Below are 17037 nucleotides of genomic sequence, written 5' to 3'. Positions count from 1 at the left end.
CACTATGGCATATGCTTTAAAGAATCCTATTCGTATCGTGACTGCAGCCGCTCTTTTTGACGGCCACGACGCTAGTATCAATATCATGCGCAGAATTTTGCAAGACCTGGGCGCTGAGGTTATTCATCTAGGTCACAATCGCTCGGTCAGTGATGTGGTGAAAGCCGTTTTACAAGAAGGCGCGCAAGGTGTCTGCATCAGTTCTTATCAGGGCGGCCACATGGAGTACTTCAAATACATGAAGGACCTTCTTGATGAAGCGGGCGCGGGGTACGTGCGCATCTATGGCGGCGGTGGCGGCGTTATCGTCCACGATGAAAAAAAGGAGCTTGAAGCCTACGGCATTGCTCAGATCTTTCACCCGGATGACGGGCGTAAGTTGGGGTTAGAAGGCATGATCGAAATGATCATCCGTGGTTGTGACTTTGATATCCTAGAAAAACAAAAAGAATTTAAAACTAAGAAGAACATCTTTGCTGGCGACACCATACCTTCTGTGGAATTGGGTGTGGCTTTAAGTGCTATTGAAAATGGCATAAAAGATATTTCTTTAGAAACCTATGGTTTGCAATCTTTCAAAGCAAAGACGGGTGAACCACAAGTTTTAGGTATTACGGGTACGGGTGGTGCTGGTAAATCCTCTTTGATCGATGAACTAGTTCAGCGTTATTTAAACGCTTATCCAGATAAAAAGATCGCCGTGATCTGCGTGGACCCATCAAAACGAAAAACCGGCGGTTCTTTGCTAGGTGACCGTATTCGTATGAATTCGTTGTCACGCAACCGCGTGTACATGCGTTCTGTCGCGTCCCGTGGTTCAGGTCGTGAGATCGCCTCTTCATTGCCGGATATTTTAAAATTCATCCGGCAGTTGGACTTCGATTTCGTCATTGCTGAAACCTCTGGTATCGGTCAGGGCAACATGGCCATCACTGAAGTCAGTGATATTTCTATGTACGTTATGACTTCGGACTTCGGGGCCCAGTCGCAGTTAGAAAAAATCGACATGATCGACTTTGCGGATTTGATTGCCGTCAATAAAGCCGATCGCCGTGGGGCTTTGGATGCTCTTCGAGATGTGACGAAGCAGTACAAACGCTCGCGCAAAATTTTTGATGAAAAAACGCAAGTTCCTGTGTTTTTAACTCAAGCTTCGCAATTCAACGATGGCGGCGTGAACAAATTGTTCTTTAAGCTTGCCGACATCCTTGAAACCCGTCAGGCGAAGAAATGGGAAGTGGATGCCCACTTTAAGTCCAACATTCTTTCGGCTGAAGAGCATGTGATCATTCCAGCGGATCGCCAAAACTATCTAGCTGAAATCGTTAATACGGTTCATAAGTATAAAAAACGTACAGAGGTGTTGGCGGAAAAAGCGTCGCAACTGGGGGGGCTTAAAAAGGTCGCTCCATTATTAAATGCGCCTGCTGATTCAGTTAAAAAAGTCGAAGCAGAACTTTCTGCAGACTTTACTTCTGATGAATTAGATCAACTTCAGGGTTTTGATAAGTTGATTGAAACTTATTCTGGCGATGAATTGGTGTTTAAAGTTCGTGATAAAGAATTGCGCCAACCTATGGTGCGTGAATCACTGTCTGGAACAAAAATTCGCCGCGTGGTGGTTCCTAAGTTTAAAGACTGGGGTGATCGCTTTAGATATTTAAAATTAGAAAACGTTCCTGGCGAATTCCCGTACACGGCGGGTGTGTTCCAATTAAAACGTGCTGATGAAGATCCGAAGCGTATGTTCGCTGGTGAAGGCACCCCTGAACGTACGAATCGCCGTTTCCATTATTTAACTAAGGGTGAAACCGCGCATCGTCTTTCTACCGCGTTTGATTCTGTGACTTTGTACGGACAGGATCCTGATCAGCGTCCGGATATCTTCGGTAAAGTCGGTGAGTCCGGCGTAAGTATTTGTACTTTGGAAGATATGAAAAAGCTTTATGCGGGCTTTGATTTGATCAATCCAAATACTTCCGTCAGTATGACCATCAACGGTCCGGCACCGATGATTCTAGCTTTTTACTTCAACACGGCCATTGATCAGCAAGTTGAAAAGAAAGAAGCGGAGCTGGGTCGTAAGCTATCTCCTGAAGAATGGGCCGCAACAGCGAACTGGACACTGCAACAAGTGCGCGGGACGGTTCAAGCTGACATTCTTAAGGAAGACCAAGGTCAGAACACTTGTATTTTCTCTATCAACTTCGCTTTGAAGATGATGGGCGATATTCAAGAGTTTTTTGTTAACAGCAAAATCAGAAACTTCTATTCCGTTTCTATTTCCGGATACCACATTGCAGAAGCGGGTGCGAATCCGATATCACAATTGGCTTTCACACTTTCTAACGGCTTCACCTTCGTAGAATATTATTTGGCCCGCGGATTAAAAGTAGACGACTTTGCTCCGAATCTTTCGTTCTTCTTTAGTAACGGTCTAGATCCTGAGTATTCAGTTCTAGGACGCGTGGCCCGCCGTATTTGGGCTGTGGCAATGCGTGACCTTTACAAAGGTAACGATCGTTCTCAAAAATTGAAATACCACATTCAGACTTCAGGTCGTTCGTTGCATGCTCAAGAAATTGACTTCAACGACATCAGAACGACTTTGCAGGCTTTGATTGCGCTTTATGATAATTGTAACAGTCTTCATACGAACGCTTATGATGAAGCAATTACGACTCCGACGGAAGAGTCGGTTCGTCGTGCCATGGCGATTCAGCTTATCATCAACCGTGAATTCGGTATGACGATGAATGAAAACCCAATGCAGGGTTCTTACTTCACCGAAGAATTGACGGATCTAGTTGAAGAAGCAGTTCTAAATGAGTTTAAGAAAATCAATGAACGCGGTGGTGTTTTAGGTGCGATGGAAACTCAATACCAACGCTCTAAAATCCAAGAAGAGTCTTTATATTATGAAAGACTTAAACACGATGGCACTTTGCCGATCATTGGTGTGAATACGTTCATTGATCCTAAGACAATGGCTACGGACTATGTGCCACCTAAGATTGAGCTAGCCCGTGCTTCTTATGAAGAGAAAAATGCGCAGCTTGATAACGTTCATAAGTATCAAAAGGACCATTCTTCCCAAGGGGAGCGTGAACTTCAAAAGCTAAAAGATACTGTGTTGAATGGTGGAAACATCTTCGCTGCGCTTATGACTGCGGCAAGGCATTGCTCATTATATCAAATGACACAAGCGTTGTACGAAGTGGGTGGCCAATACCGTCGCAACCTTTAGCGCGCTGATCGGGCCGATGAAAAAGGCCCGATCGACTGCGTTGTGCGGTCTCGGCTTACGCTCCAACGTACCCTACGGGTACGCCTCCGCTGCAGCCGAGATCCTCCGCCGTGCGCTCGAACCTTTTTGATCGGCCCTCCTTCTTAGTTCAGGGCGCGCTGCCCCTTTGGGGGCCGCTTCTTGGGCTTGCCCTTTCGGGCTCCGCTTTTTTGACTGCCTTTTTTGGCTTCCCTTCGGGGACGCTCTTTTTTTCATTTTTTTGATCAGTGTCTTAGCGAAAATTTTTAAGTTCTTTTTTTTCTTTGTTTTTCATTCTGCAAAACTCGCTGACATGGGTTGTGGAATGGGCTCAGAATTTTTCGTTTTTTGACTAGGGAATGTTTTAGATATTGTCCAAGCTTTTTACAGTGCTCCCATTTTGAATGGCTCATAGAGGGTATTTTTTTGTTTTTTGCAAATCGGGTGTAACTTTAGTCTCAAGAGTTAAATCAACTGCCAGGAGGGTAGGATGAGTAAGAGATTATTGTTGATGGGTGTGTTCGGGATTGCAAGTTTGGTGGGATGTAACCAATCGGGGCAATCAGAAACTGGAACTTCGGATGTTTCCAGTTCTTCAGCGGGAAATTATAGCGAAAAAGCTTTAGTAAAGTTCAACCTTACAGATGCCCCTAATAAAGAAGTGAAATCTGTAGTTGTTGATATCGATCATATGGAAGTGCTCGTAGCAGGTAAAGGCAAACAAGGACGTTTGATTTTGGCTAAGGGATTAGGACCTGTGGATTTGTTGAAGTTGCAAAATGGTGTGACTATGCCATTGCAAGATATTGAAGCGCCCGAAGGCATTCAAATTCAGCAGATTCGTTTGGTTTTAAAATCTGAAGGTCACTATGCAGTTAAGACGAATGATGAAGTCTGTGAGCTTAAGACTCCAAGTGCTCAAAAAACCGGTGTGAAAATCATCTTAACTAATAAGATCGCTTTCGAAGCAGGTCACCAGTACAACATTCTTGTGGACTTTGATGCCCATAAATCAGTGGTTGTTCAAGGTAACGGTGGTTGCTTGTTAAAACCAGTGCTTAAGTTGAAGTCAGCTTACAAAGCACCCATCGTAGTAGATGACGAAGAATCAGATGATGGTTCTGGCGATGGTGATGACAACCAAGCAAATCCTGGTTGTGAAACTGGATCATGCACTCCTTCAGATGACGGTTCGGACACAGAAACTGGCTCAGATGAAGGCAGTGACACTTCAACTGGTGGTGATAACACGGGCGGTGAAGAACTAGTGACTGATCCAGAAGAAAACTCTTCTGAAGATGATGGTTGGGATTATACTCCGATCGTTGACGGTGCAATCCCAGTAGTAACTGAATCTGAATTGGAAAGTCTTCTTTAAGCTAACCAGCATCGAGCTTTGCTGGGAACGTCGAGGGACGATTAAGCTTAAAAACGAGCCCTTCATGGGGGCTCGTTTTCCTATTTAGAGCTTTTCATTCGTTCTTTTAAAAATGCTAAATTATTTTCTATTAAAGTCAGTTCTTCAGCCAAAAACGAAAACTCTGTGTTCTTAGCGCTTTCTTTCAAGGCCGTTTCAGAGAACTTTCCTGAACTGCTTTTATCTAAAACATCTGAAGCTGAATTCTGAAGTTCTTCAAGGGATGGAATTCCGTAACCCCTCTGATTAAGGGATGCCCCTGGGGACGCAAAGTAGCGTGCTAAATCTAGATTCTTTGTGGGAGTGTCGCCAAGTCTACTTTTTCTTCCTTCAGATTTTGCCTGCATTGCTGACTTTACAGCGACATTATACAGCCGACTTCTGTATTTTCTTTGTCGTGCTGATTCTAGGATATAAAAGGCAGCTGCTTTTTTGCGCGAAAGGTCCGCAGGAAAATACCTGTTAAGGTAGGAAGTTTTTAATTTCAGATAATCATCGTACCCTACGATACGGCTCATTCCTGCAATATCCAAGGCCTGATTTAAACGTTGGGCATAGGATTCAAATAGCAGACCGCGTTCGATCAATTCTCGTCTTGAAAAATCACCGGTATATTGAATAAAACCTGCCTTAGCTAAATCCTTTAAAACTCCGTTGGGTGTCAACGCGCGTGCTTTGATAAGATCGGTATCTGGAAGGGCACCTTTAAGAAGATTTAAAGTTTCAATGGCACAGTTGCTTGAAAAGAACTTGTACTTGCCATCGTAGGTCCAATGGGTTTCAAAAATCTTTTCAAGTAATCTAAGCTTTTTAGTTTCTGAAAGCTGCATGGGATAACTGCGTAGGTCCCGCATTTCAGTTTTATTGTATTCTGTGATGATTTGACCCATGGACAAAACAAAGAGGCGAGATGGATAGCTGCCATTAATCCCTTTAAGTTGATCCACGACGAAATCATCGACAAATCCACGAAATGAAAAAACCACGTGATGAGCAACATCATTAAGACACTCAGGTCCTACGGCTTTCCGTTCTGGATCACAGGTTACGATTCTTAAGAAGGTATGGCCCCAGCGGCTCATAGTTTTTTTACCCGGACCTGCCATCAAATAGTGAATTTGATAAACTAGTTTTGGATCTATGGAAATAAACGGCACATCTTCACGGGAAATGGAATTCATAAAAGTGAAGTGGGTCGTACATGCCGGATTTTCAAACGGAATATGTTTAAAATAATCCTTTAGAAAACGGTAAAGCGATGGCTTTCTGCATTTAAATTCGGAATCTAATAGAAAATACTCCATATTAACAGCAAGCATTTCCCTTGGATTTTTTAATTCATAAAGATCAACGGATCGAACGGTGTATCCATTAAAATTCTTTGGGGTGCCTGTAGTTAATTTTGGCGGCCAACCAGCTAAAGCTAGAAAATAGCGATTTTCTGAAGGGGGGTGTTTTAGATTTCTTTCGTAAAGATGAGTCGCTTCGTGCAAGATAGTGGCAAGAATTTCGCGATACATATTTCCATGGCGACGTCCGGTAACAGTAGAATTAGTTTCGCCTTTTAAAATTTCAGGAATCAGTTTTTCGTTCAAAATTAATGAATTATGGTCTTCCGCTTTTCCAACAAAGCTATCGTCGTGGAATCGCTCGAAGCGAACTAAAATGGGTTTTGGTAAAACGTTTTTAACTTCTGCCGGCAATAATGTTTCTGCCTGGGAAAAAATCGATTTTAAACTGTCATTTAGATGTTTGGTCTTTGGACTGTTTGGAAGTTTGAAAACAGGACTGGCTATCGTGACTGCGGGCGCCAGTAATAAGACCGCCAAGAAAAATAATTTTTTGAAGTGATTTTTAGTTTTCATGACGGCCCTAGAAAATTACAGATCCAAAATCGCCTGAGCTAATTCAAGATCAGATACTTTCAAGTTAGGATTGCTTGAACGAACTAAATCGAAGGCCTTTTTCAACTGAGCTGACTTAGCGTCCTTACCTTCAGACATAATGAAGTTGGCAGCGTCTTCTTGAGCGTGCAAAACGATTTGTTTGAAGTCATCGCCAGCAGACAATGCAGTTAAAAGAACAGTGCACTCCGCAAGGGCAGCGCCTTCTTGTTCAGTAATCGCGAACGCTGAAGAAGAAAAGCTGATAAGTGCAGCAACCATCAATGAAAAAAGAGTTTTCATAGTTTTCCTTTTTTATATTTTGTTTTGTTTTTTTAAAGGAAGAACGATTTCTCAAATTGAGGGTACTAAAGCAAATTCTATTTGCTTGATTTAAGCTTTGTAATTCTATGAGCAACGGATCGTGTACAATTTTTTCGTTTGTCAAAAAATCGGACACGTCCGGACTATTTAATCAGTTCAATAATTTTTTCGGCGATGCGAATGCCATCACAAGCAGCCGAGGTGATCCCACCCGCATACCCCGCACCTTCCCCAGCGGGATAAAGTCCTGCATGGGAAATACTTTGCAAAGATTCTTCATTGCGAGTCACTCGAACAGGGCAACTGGTTCTTGATTCAACCCCGTAAACTTGGGCGTCTTCAGTCAAAAACCCTTTCATGCTTCTTTGAAAGTTTTCAAATCCTTCGCGAATGCGGTTACGCATTTCTTTTGGTAATAACTCATCCAATCGCACGTTTAAAGCACCAGATGGGGAAGATCCCGCACGCAAAGCCCTTGGGCCGGTCTTTGAATTAGTGCCGTAAAGGAAGTCCATTAGGTTTTGTGCCGGTAACTCCCGGCTTCCACCTTGTTTCACGATGGCTTGATAAGCTCGGGTCTCTAACTCGCGACGCAGCTTCATTCCACCGAAGGTGTCTTTACCAAAGTTCTTGCCGTGATCAATGCTGACGACGATAGCCGCATTCGCAAACGGAGAGTTACGATTGTAGTTACTCATTCCGTTAACAACGATACCGTCGGCCTCCGTGCCTGAAGAAAGCACATAACCACCCGGGCACATACAGAAAGAATAAACGCCGATACCAGTGTCATTGTTGTGATGAGCAAGTTTATAGTTCGCAGCACCTAATTTAGGATGCTCTGAAAACTGACGATATTGGATTTTATTAATGGCAGCTTGCGAGTGCTCGACTCGAAGACCCATGGCGAAAGACTTACCATCAAGGTGAACTCCTGCTTCATGAAGATGTTCAATCATGTCGGTGGCAGAGTGACCTGTCGCTAAGACCACATGTGGAGATTTAAATTCAGTGCCGTGCTCAGTACGGACTCCCGCAACTTGTTTTCCTTCAAAAAGAATTTCAGTCACTTGGGTATTGAAATGAATTTCACAACCATTGGCTTTTAAAAACTCTCGCATCTTAGGGATCACGCGACGAATACGGTCCGATCCCACATGGGGATTTGATAGCCACTGAATTTCCGCTGGTGCGCCGAATTGTACTAAACGGTTCATCACATAAGGAATGTGCGGTGACTTGATACGAGTGATTAATTTTCCATCAGAATATAAGCCCGCGCCACCCTCACCGAAACAAACGTTGTTGCGCGTGTCTAATTTTCCATAACGCCAGAATTGATTGATGCCTTTTATCCGCTCTCCGCTATCGGATCCACGTTCAAAAAGAACGCAAGGCACGCCACGTTCAACAAAGCGCAAGGCGGCAAACAAGCCAGCCGGTCCAGTGCCGACGATAAGGGGGCGGTCTTGAGGTTTATTAATTTTTTCTAAATCGAACTCGGGAATATTTAAAGTCTCACCTTTTTCAGCAACTTCGACAGAATAAACGAAGTGAGGTGAGTGAGAACGTCGCGCATCCACGCTTTGACGGAGGATTCTATAGGGGCCATGTTCCGGCATCAGCCATTGCAACTTTTCTTCAAGATCTTGATCAATAGGGATTTCGATATTTTGGAATATCTTCGACATGAACTATGGCCTCCGGGCATTTTTAAACGCCAAATGAGTTTTATGCGATAATACCTTAGGGCGGGAGGGGTGACAAAGCCCGGAAGTAGCGTTATAAAGATTTCTATGTCAGCAATAACAAGAATTCTTCCGAAACGTCGTCTAAGTCGCTGGATGGGGCATCTCATGCATTGGGAAGGTCCTAAATGGTGGACCAACCTATCCATTAAGTCCTTTGCGAATATGTATAATATCAATTTGGATGAGGCTGAAAAGTCTTATAACGAATACACTTCTATCGGGGATTTCTTCGTTCGCCGCCTAAAATCAGGCATTCGCCCGATCGGTGAAGGCTTTGCCGTTCACCCAGCTGACAGCAAGATCACCCAATGTGCCGCAATTGATGGCGGAACTTTGATTCAAGCTAAAGGGATCACCTACAGCCTTAAGGGTTTTACCCAAGATCCTGAGGCTGAAAAAAAATGGGCTGGTGGTATGTTTATGACTTACTATCTTTGCCCCACCGACTACCACCGTGTGCATTCACCAGTCGATGGCGAAATTACCGATGTTCGCTATATGCCGGGTCAGTTATGGCCAGTGAATGAGTGGAGTACTACAAACATTAAAGATCTTTTCACGGTGAACGAGCGCGTTTTGATTGAAATTCAAACGGAGCTTGGCCCTGTAGGCGTGATGTTTGTAGGTGCCACGAACGTGGGATATATCTGCCTTAGCTTTGATGAATCCATTAAAGGAAATCAAAAAGGCCCGCATATCTTCCAACACAAAAAATACACGCCAGAAATTCTGACCCACAAAGGGGCGGAGCTGGGAATGTTCCGTATGGGCTCTACGGTTGTGATGTTATATCCACCAGCTTTCCGTCAGAAGTATGAAGGCAAGATGGATCTAGGCCCTGTTGTCAGAGTTAATGCGCCTTTGACCGGCAAAATCTAAATAAACGACAAGTACGGGAAGAAGTGTTTAATATTTCTTCCCGGCTAAGTCTTCGTCCCAAATTCTGCAAATGATATTGCACCGTTGTTTCCATGGTCTTTCGTGAATGGGAAAAGAGTGGTTCCTCACTTGCTCGATACTGTCTAACATCCCACTTTAAAGTCATTTTCGTCGTTTTCTTTGCGACCCAATTGTACATTAATTCTGGATCCCAAAACTGCATTTGAATTTGTTCTTCAGAAGGATAGGCCCAAGGACGATCCTTGCCTCGCAAATACCCTATAAACCCGATGCTGGCGCGGTGAGATTGAAAGGACAAGAGTTCTAAAGGCACGTTTAATTTTCGTCGCCACGCCTGATTAAGTTCTTCAGGAAAAAGATTTAAGACTTGTAGAAAGCTCACCGCAAAAGCAGCACAACCTGCGCCTTCGCCGCGCAGTGGGTGGGAACGAAGACCTCCATAGATTTTTTCTTGTCCTAGCTCTTTATAGATTTTCAAATAGCGTTGTGCGCGCAAGCACTGCCCTGGATTTAGCAGAATCTTTAACGTTCGCACATAGCCTTTTTGTTTTAAGTACGGAAGCCACTGCAGAGCTTTTTCTTTTTCAATGAATTGACCTTTGACGTTGATCAAAAAAGTATCAAGCGAAATGCCTTTTAATAGGAAATCTTTTAAGTAAGAACCGGTTGATTTATCGGAAGTCATGCCGACAAAATGCTGCTCGTCTTCATCACATTTTAAACGAACATTTACATGGGAAATGGGGTGGGGATATTTTCTACCTTCGATTCGCGCAAAAGAGTTTTTTAAAGTTGAACGAACCAAAGAACCTGGTGTTGACCAATCCAAGGGACGGGGAGCTTTATAAAAAATCAGTTCTAATTCAGAAGCGAAACTGGGACTGAATGAAAAAGTAAAGAAGAGAACCAAAAGCCAATGCATAAGCCCTCTCTAGGAAGGCTTAAAAATAGCATTGTCATGATCAAAAACTAGGATTGCTTAGGGAACATGATAGCAAACAAGGGAAAGGCTTACTATATGCCTGCTAACATGTGAGCGGGATAAGAACACTCTGTGAAAGGAGTTTCTAGAACCGTGACTCTGATGACTTCTGGTAAGGTCAGCACGACACGATCAAAGATCCACTTTGCTAAAAGCTCAGAAGTCGGATTGGGAAGTCCATCGACTTCATTTAGTACGCGATGGTCAAGCTGCTCAATGAGCGGCTTCATTTTAGCTTGAATGTCATTGTAATCAATCACCCAGCCCAATTGTGGATCAAGATTCCCCACGAGGGTAAGGATGATCTTAAAGCTGTGACCATGCATACGGCTGCAGGGGTGCTCTTTCGGTAAATTTGGAAGGAATCGGGCTGACTCAATTTGAAAATGCTGCTTCAGTTCGAATTTCATGCTAAAGATATAACCACTTTGAGGTAACTATGTCCACGACCACCTTGCATTTAGCAAAGCAAAATTTCAAATTTTCAGCCGCTCACTTTTTGATTTTCGACGAAAAGCATGCCGAACGCTTGCACGGTCATAATTATCAGGTGCGTGTGGACATTAAAGCTCCGACAGATAAGGAGCTGCACGGGGATGGTTACTTCATGGACTTTAATGTTTTTAAAAAATATATCAAACGGCGCTTGGACCAATGGGACGAAATAGTTCTGCTTCCCAAGGAACATCCTGACATGAAATTCAATCAAACGGATAAATCTCTAGAAGTGACCTTCAGGGATCGTTTTTATGTTTTTCCTTTAAGTGAAGTCTTGTTGTTGCCGGTTTCAAACACCAGTGTGGAACAGCTTTCGCGTCTTTTAGCAGAAGACTTCTATGGTGAATTCAAACAGTACGGCGTCGCTAAAGTGAAAGTGTATGTCGAAGAAACCCGCGGGCAGGGCGCTTCGACAGTAGCACCCTTCTAGCGCACCTTTCCGAAAGCGACCTCTTCAGCGGATAGCTCTTTAATAATTCTATAACGCCAAAAACAAATACGGCCGCCACCTTCACTCAGTTTTTGTGGCAGACGCTCTTCTGTTAAATCAGGGCTGCCGTCACAATCAATGTGCGCAAAGTCAGCAAACGCATCCACGTGATAAACCGACCATGAATAGGGGGATTTGTCCTTCGCTGAAAGAGCTCTGTTATACCCACCGTGGCCCAATTCAATGCGTGCCACGATTATTTTTTCTAATTGTTTATTCTGAATTTGTTCTCGGGCCGTAGCGACTTGTTGTAAATCGCTCAACGCAATGACAAAAGATTCTTCGGGGTTCGGTCCTTTCGTTGAAACCATAAAATAGTTTTTATCTGCGGCCGGGCTGAAGGAAACAATTTTAGGAAGAGCCGGGCTGATTTTTTCTAAGTTCTTTTCTTCGAAAACTAAAAGCGAATGAAGTCTTTGCTCGCCGATAATTTCAAGGCGCAGGACTTCTTCAGAAAAGTTCCATTTCAACGCCGATGTATCATAATACTTCTCGATGGTGATTTCTTTTTGTTCTAAAAGATTTCCAAATTTTCCATAACCACGCAGTTTTACAGTTTGGGCTTTAAGGAAAAGATTCATCAGTTGCAATTTCACAGTTGTGATTCCGCTTGGAAGATAGTGAGTCACTTCTGGCGAGGTCGTATCCGTTAACGGGTAATTTAAAGACCCCGCGCAACTGGCAGTTATTGAAAGACTTTTCTTATCCCAAGTTTTAAAAGCGAAGCCCTGTTTGCCACTAAGAAATCGGTCCCCGGGAATTTGGATTTGCGCTCCGCCTGCAAGGTCGAAGTGCTGCTCTTGGATTTCATCATCGATTCGTACTTGGCTCCAAGCCCGTTGCATTTCTGGGGTCTTATTCTTGATTGTGACGGTCATTTCCGAGGGCTCACAGAAGCCCGTGGAATAGACGATCTCGGAGGCCATTGAGGTCGAAGAAAGTAGCATGATGCCGTAAATAATAGCTTTACTTAAATCCATAAGACTTAGATCGGTCCAGTCGGGTTTAACTTAAGCTGAAGGACAGAAATCAGGACTTTCGAAGAGTATTAAGCAGGGCCTACAAAGGGTTTCAGATTTAAGCCCCCCAATATGAAAGGATGTACGATTTTTAAAGGGTATTCTAGGCGTTCTCAGTTTGTTTTCAATTGGTCCTGGAGGGGGTAAAGGGTTGGCTTTTCCTGCGCCGTCCCTTTAACAAGAAGGTTAATGTTTTCAAGAGGTTTCATGAACTTACTAGATTCAAAAATTAAACCTGGTCATTCGCTTGAAATTGTCGGTTTTTCCGGTGATCCAGCACTTCGTGAGCGTTTGATTGAAATGGGTCTGCGTATTGGTATCACCTTAACAATTCTTGGTCGTGCCCCATTTGGTGGTCCCTTGTTAATCCGTTTCAAAAATAGTTTTCTGGCTCTCCGAAACGAGGAAGCTTTATGCGCTCAAGTGAAACAAGCCTAACTGTTGATGGCAAAGCCATCGCGCTGATTGGTGCACCTAATTCTGGTAAGACAACTTTGTACAATTGGCTTACTGGCTCGCGCTTTAAAACAGTGAATTACCCTGGTGCCACCGTTGAATTTTCTTTAGGTAAATTGGCGCCACATTTAGGTGATGATTCAGTTCAAGTCATGGACACGCCGGGCACTTACAGCCTGCACCCAAAAAGCGCCGACGAGTGGGTGACGTTACGTGCTCTTTATGAAAATCCCAATTTAGAAAAAGTGGATGGTGTTATCGTCGTTGTCGACGGTACTCAAATTTCTCGTCATCTTCCGTTGGTGATGCAGCTTCGTGAGACTGGTTTCCCAATGATGGTTGTCATAACCATGTCGGATCTTTTGCGCCGCGAAGGTGTAGAAATTGATATGGGTTACTTAAGTCAAACTCTGGCGTGTCCGGTGTTGCCATTTGATGGATTGCTTGCCGGCGGGTTAAAAGAAATCGTCGCTGAAGCTAAAAAACTTCAGTGGGTGAAAGAACCTATTCGTCCAAAAGTATGGCCGTTTGAGATTCAAGAAACTAAACTTCAAGAAAGCGAAAAAATCGCAGAGAAGGCTTTGAATCAGTTCACCGAAAAAGCCCAGGAAAAATTAAACAAGATTGTTTCGACGACAGAAAAATTGGATCGCGTTTTGTTACATCCTATTTTTGGCATCGTTTTATTTGTCGGCATTATGAGCGCGCTTTTTTCTAGTGTTTATTGGCTTGCGACTCCGTTCATGGATTTGATCGATGGATGGTTCACGACAGCCAATGAAGCTGTTGTAGCGTTGGCTCCGGATGCTTTGTGGACCGATTTCTTAGCCAATGGAGTCGTGACTAGTTTTGCAGCCTTCATGGTATTCGTACCGCAAATTTTTATTTTATTTTTTGGTATTGGACTTTTAGAAAGTACAGGGTACCTGGCTCGGGCTGCGACTTTGATTGACCGTCCGTTCAGTGCTTTAGGTATGAGTGGCCGATCCTTTGTGCCTTTGCTATCCGGATTTGCTTGTGCAGTTCCAGCGATCATAGCAACTCGAAATATTCCTTCAACGAAGGATCGTTTGATCACTTCGTTCATTGTGCCTTTGATGAGTTGTTCTGCGCGTCTGCCAGTCTATGCTTTATGTATCGCCTTTTTATTCCATGGCGATTCGGCCTGGAAGGCCGGGGCTTCGTTAGCAGCGCTTTATCTTGGCTCGGTCCTTCTAGGGGCTTTGGCGGCAGGGATTGTCAGTCGTTTCATTCCACGTAAAGAAAATTCTTTCTTTATGATGGAGCTGCCGATTTACCGTCGTCCTAAGTTGCGTGTGTTGTTACGTCAGTCATGGACCCGTACGTATTCTTACATTAAGCGCGCGGGCCCTGTGATTTTTGCTTTTGCCGTGGTGATTTGGGTGGGTTCGACATTCCCTAATTATAAAGCTCAAGATCCTTACCAAAAATTGTCTGATAGTTATGTGGGACAATTGGGCAAGGTGATTGAACCGGTCGTGGCACCCATGGGTGTGGACTGGCGTGTCGGCGTTGGTTTGATCTCGGCTTTTGCCGCTCGTGAAGTTTTCGTTTCTTCTTTAGCAGTCACTTTTAACATCACGGATGCAGATGAAGAATCCCAACAGCAATCATTATTGACTCAAATGGGAACGGCCGTGAATTCACAGGGCGAAAAGATCTTTACTGTAAGTTCTGTGATCGGGTTAATGATCTTTTTCCTGATTGCTCTTCAATGCATGTCGACAGTGGGTGTGCAGATCCGTGAAAGTGGTTCCTGGAAATTTGCAATCACGCAACTTGTGGCCTTCAACCTTGCTGCCTATGTTTTAGTGGTTGTGGTAGTACAGGGGCTTAGATTCCTAGGGGTTCCATAAAGAATGGGGCTTTAAAGCCCCATTCTTTTTTTGATTTCAAATCTTGTTTTAAAGGGATTTATACAGGTCCAAATAGGTCGCTTGAGTTTTTTCCCAGTTATGATTCATCAGCGCCCATTCCTGTGCTTTTTTGCCTTGTAAACCAATGACTTCGGGATGTTTTAAATAATGGCGAATGGCTTCGGCGATGGATTTTGCATCCTCGGGCTCGACCAATAAACCGCGCTCGTTGTGGCCCACTTGTTCAGAGGTGCCCCCGGCATTGGTACCTATGACAGGTTTACCCATCATCATCGAATCTAAAACGCTTAACGAATAAGTTTCGTTGTAAGACGCAAGTACAAACACATCCAAAGCATCAATGTAGGAAATGTATTCTTTTTGAAAAGGAATACGAATCAGATGTTGTGTGTATCGTGGATTTTCAGTTTTATCTTGAATCCAATCGTTCAGCTCTTTAGAAGGTCCTTCAAAAGCGGTACTGCCGTCAGAGTTTTTACCTAAGATAGTAGGATCACCCACCACCCATAGCTGCATACGTGAAAGCTCTTGATCATTTAAGTACTCTAGCGCTTGCACCAACTCGCGGACACCTTTGCCTGGGTCAATTCGGCACAAAGTTCCGAAAACGATTTGATTGGGTCTGACAGCCATTTCTTCGCGCAAGGCTTTGCGTGCGCTGGGGTTTGGTTTGTAAATTTCAGTTTTTCTTCCGTATCGAACCAGACGAATTTTTTCTGGTGCAATAGGAAAGTTCTTTTTCACATCTTGCAGAATATTTTCTGAAGAACTGCACAGAACATCGACTTTTGAAAACAACCAGCGGTGCACCATGTCCTGTTTCGGAGGCGCATTCATATAAAGATTGTAAACGTGTTTAATGTCTTTACGCCCAAATAAAGCCAAGGCGCAAGCCCACATATCCCAGCGAGTGTGGGAGTGTAGGTGAGTGAAGCCGTGACGCTTAATCAATTTTCTAATTAATCTTGCTTCCGAAAGTTTAGAGATCTTATCAGAAGTGACAGAAATTACTTCCACGCCGCCCAAACGAAGTTGCTCACTGACGCGAGATTCAGCGGAGCATAAAACCATTTGTTTAACGCCCATTTCAGCTAACTTTTGTACAAGTTCTGCAGTGTAAATTTCAAGTCCACCCCAGCTGACGGAGTGGATGCAATGAAGTACTTTTATTTCGCCCATAGATTCTTATAGTAATTGATTGTGCGTTCTAGTCCTTCTTCTTCAAAGCGAACTGTTGGCTGCCAGTTCAGTTCTTTTTGTGCTTTGGAATAGTTGATCGCATAACGGAAATCATGTCCTTTGCGATCTTGGACGAAGCTTAATAAAGATTCTGGTTTACCTAAATGTTTCAGAATCATTTTTGCCACATCTAAGTTTTGTCGTTCTGAATTTCCACCCAAGTTATATACTTCGCCGTTTTTGCCTGCTGTGAACACTTTCCACACGCCTTCGTTGTGATCATCAACATAAATCCAGTCACGGATGTTCATGCCCGTGCCATAGATCGGAAGTTTTTCGTTAGCTAAAGCACGTTTGATCATCAAAGGAATGAATTTTTCTTCCACTTGCAAAGGACCATAGTTGTTAGAGCAACGGGTGATCGTCACTGGCAATTTGAATGTTTCAAAGAAGGAACGGCATAACAAATCCGCACTGGCCTTCGAAGCGCTGTAAGGACTGTTTGGAGCAATAGGTGTATCTTCAGTGAACGCGGGGTCGTCTAACTGCAAAGTTCCGTAAACTTCATCTGTGCTGACTTGCAAATATCTGAAGCTGCCAGTTTTTTCAAACTGCGCCAGGCTTTCTTTAAGCAGGTTCAATGTGCCAAGCACGTTGGTTTCAACAAAGATGTTGGGACTTTCAATAGAGCGATCGACATGGCTTTCTGCTGCGAAGTTAATGACACCATAAAACTGATATTTCTTAAAAAGCTGATCCATTTTGTGAGCGTCACGGATGTCTTCTTTAACAAAAGTTAAATGCGGATTTGCATCAAGCTCTTTTTGGATATTGCTTAAGCGGCCCGCATAGGTCAAAGCATCGACGATAACAAAGTCATATTGAGCCTTCACATCGTCACGGCAGGCGATGGTCTTAACAAAGTTGGATCCGATAAAACCAGCACAGCCAGTTAATAAAACACACTTCTTCATT

Annotated in this window: 14 protein-coding genes; 6 read left to right on the top strand and 8 right to left on the bottom strand. The window is 43.7% G+C overall.

Annotation, left to right across the window (positions count from 1 at the left end; all coding sequences use genetic code 11):
- The first annotated feature begins 4 nt into the window (after positions 1-4).
- Both icmF and MNR06_RS04025 read left to right on the top strand, forming a co-directional pair.
- Positions 5-3247, top strand: coding sequence for a fused isobutyryl-CoA mutase/GTPase IcmF (gene icmF, locus MNR06_RS04030; protein ID WP_243538870.1), 3243 nt, complete (start codon positions 5-7; stop codon positions 3245-3247).
- Between the two features lie 508 nt (positions 3248-3755).
- Complete coding sequence (locus MNR06_RS04025; protein WP_243538869.1) at positions 3756-4643, top strand: DUF4382 domain-containing protein; 888 nt, start codon at positions 3756-3758, stop codon at positions 4641-4643.
- Positions 4644-4723: 80 nt separating this feature from the next.
- Here the strand turns inward: MNR06_RS04025 and MNR06_RS04020 are convergent, their stop codons facing one another.
- The 3 genes from MNR06_RS04020 to MNR06_RS04010 form a co-directional block, all read right to left on the bottom strand.
- Positions 4724-6547, bottom strand: coding sequence for a DUF7844 domain-containing protein (locus MNR06_RS04020; RefSeq protein ID WP_243538868.1), 1824 nt, complete (start codon positions 6545-6547; stop codon positions 4724-4726).
- A 15-nt stretch (positions 6548-6562) separates the two neighbouring features.
- Positions 6563-6868: a DUF2388 domain-containing protein gene (locus MNR06_RS04015; protein WP_243538867.1), complete on the bottom strand. Its 306-nt coding sequence runs from the start codon at positions 6866-6868 to the stop codon at positions 6563-6565.
- 164 nt (positions 6869-7032) lie between these two features.
- Positions 7033-8580 carry an NAD(P)/FAD-dependent oxidoreductase gene (locus tag MNR06_RS04010; RefSeq protein ID WP_243538866.1) on the bottom strand — a complete coding sequence of 516 codons (1548 nt, stop codon included), beginning with the start codon at positions 8578-8580 and terminating at the stop codon, positions 7033-7035.
- A 105-nt stretch (positions 8581-8685) separates the two neighbouring features.
- On the opposite strand from MNR06_RS04010, the gene asd reads away from it, so the two are divergent.
- Positions 8686-9519 (top strand): archaetidylserine decarboxylase, encoded by an 834-nt coding sequence (gene asd / locus MNR06_RS04005; protein ID WP_243538865.1) that lies wholly within the window; start codon positions 8686-8688, stop codon positions 9517-9519.
- Here asd and MNR06_RS04000 read toward each other — a convergent pair.
- The gene (locus MNR06_RS04000) at positions 9491-10462 is read right to left on the bottom strand and encodes a hypothetical protein (RefSeq protein WP_243538861.1); all 972 of its coding nucleotides are present in this window, start codon (positions 10460-10462) and stop codon (positions 9491-9493) included. The genes asd and MNR06_RS04000 overlap by 29 nt on opposite strands.
- Before the next feature lie 92 nt (positions 10463-10554).
- A complete protein-coding gene (gene queD / locus MNR06_RS03995; RefSeq protein ID WP_243538859.1) occupies positions 10555-10932 on the bottom strand; it encodes a 6-carboxytetrahydropterin synthase QueD in 378 nt (125 codons plus the stop codon).
- A 29-nt stretch (positions 10933-10961) separates the two neighbouring features.
- Between queD and MNR06_RS03990 the strand changes: the two genes are divergently transcribed.
- The gene (locus MNR06_RS03990; RefSeq protein WP_243538850.1) at positions 10962-11450 is read left to right on the top strand and encodes a 6-pyruvoyl trahydropterin synthase family protein; all 489 of its coding nucleotides are present in this window, start codon (positions 10962-10964) and stop codon (positions 11448-11450) included.
- Here the strand turns inward: MNR06_RS03990 and MNR06_RS03985 are convergent.
- Positions 11447-12490 carry a BP74-related protein gene (locus tag MNR06_RS03985; protein ID WP_243538843.1) on the bottom strand — a complete coding sequence of 348 codons (1044 nt, stop codon included), beginning with the start codon at positions 12488-12490 and terminating at the stop codon, positions 11447-11449. The genes MNR06_RS03990 and MNR06_RS03985 overlap by 4 nt on opposite strands.
- Before the next feature lie 246 nt (positions 12491-12736).
- On the opposite strand from MNR06_RS03985, the gene MNR06_RS03980 reads away from it, so the two are divergent.
- Positions 12737-12967, top strand: coding sequence for a FeoA family protein (locus tag MNR06_RS03980; protein ID WP_243538841.1), 231 nt, complete (start codon positions 12737-12739; stop codon positions 12965-12967).
- Entirely contained in the window at positions 12943-14862 is a 1920-nt protein-coding gene (feoB, locus tag MNR06_RS03975; protein WP_243538817.1) for a ferrous iron transporter B, read from the top strand. Before MNR06_RS03980 ends, feoB begins: the two co-directional genes overlap by 25 nt.
- A 48-nt stretch (positions 14863-14910) precedes the next feature.
- On the opposite strand, the gene MNR06_RS03970 is transcribed toward feoB, so the two are convergent.
- Together MNR06_RS03970 and rfbB are read right to left on the bottom strand one after the other, a co-directional pair.
- Entirely contained in the window at positions 14911-16062 is a 1152-nt protein-coding gene (locus MNR06_RS03970; protein WP_243538815.1) for a glycosyltransferase family 4 protein, read from the bottom strand.
- Complete coding sequence (gene rfbB, locus MNR06_RS03965; protein ID WP_243538813.1) at positions 16050-17036, bottom strand: dTDP-glucose 4,6-dehydratase; 987 nt, start codon at positions 17034-17036, stop codon at positions 16050-16052. The genes MNR06_RS03970 and rfbB overlap by 13 nt, the downstream gene beginning before the upstream one ends.
- Between the last annotated feature and the right edge of the window lies 1 nt (position 17037).

This window comes from Bdellovibrio reynosensis, assembly GCF_022814725.1.
GTDB classification, from domain to species: domain Bacteria; phylum Bdellovibrionota; class Bdellovibrionia; order Bdellovibrionales; family Bdellovibrionaceae; genus Bdellovibrio; species Bdellovibrio reynosensis.
Note: the sequence above shows the minus strand (reverse complement) of the source record. Positions and strands in the feature narration are given on the sequence as shown.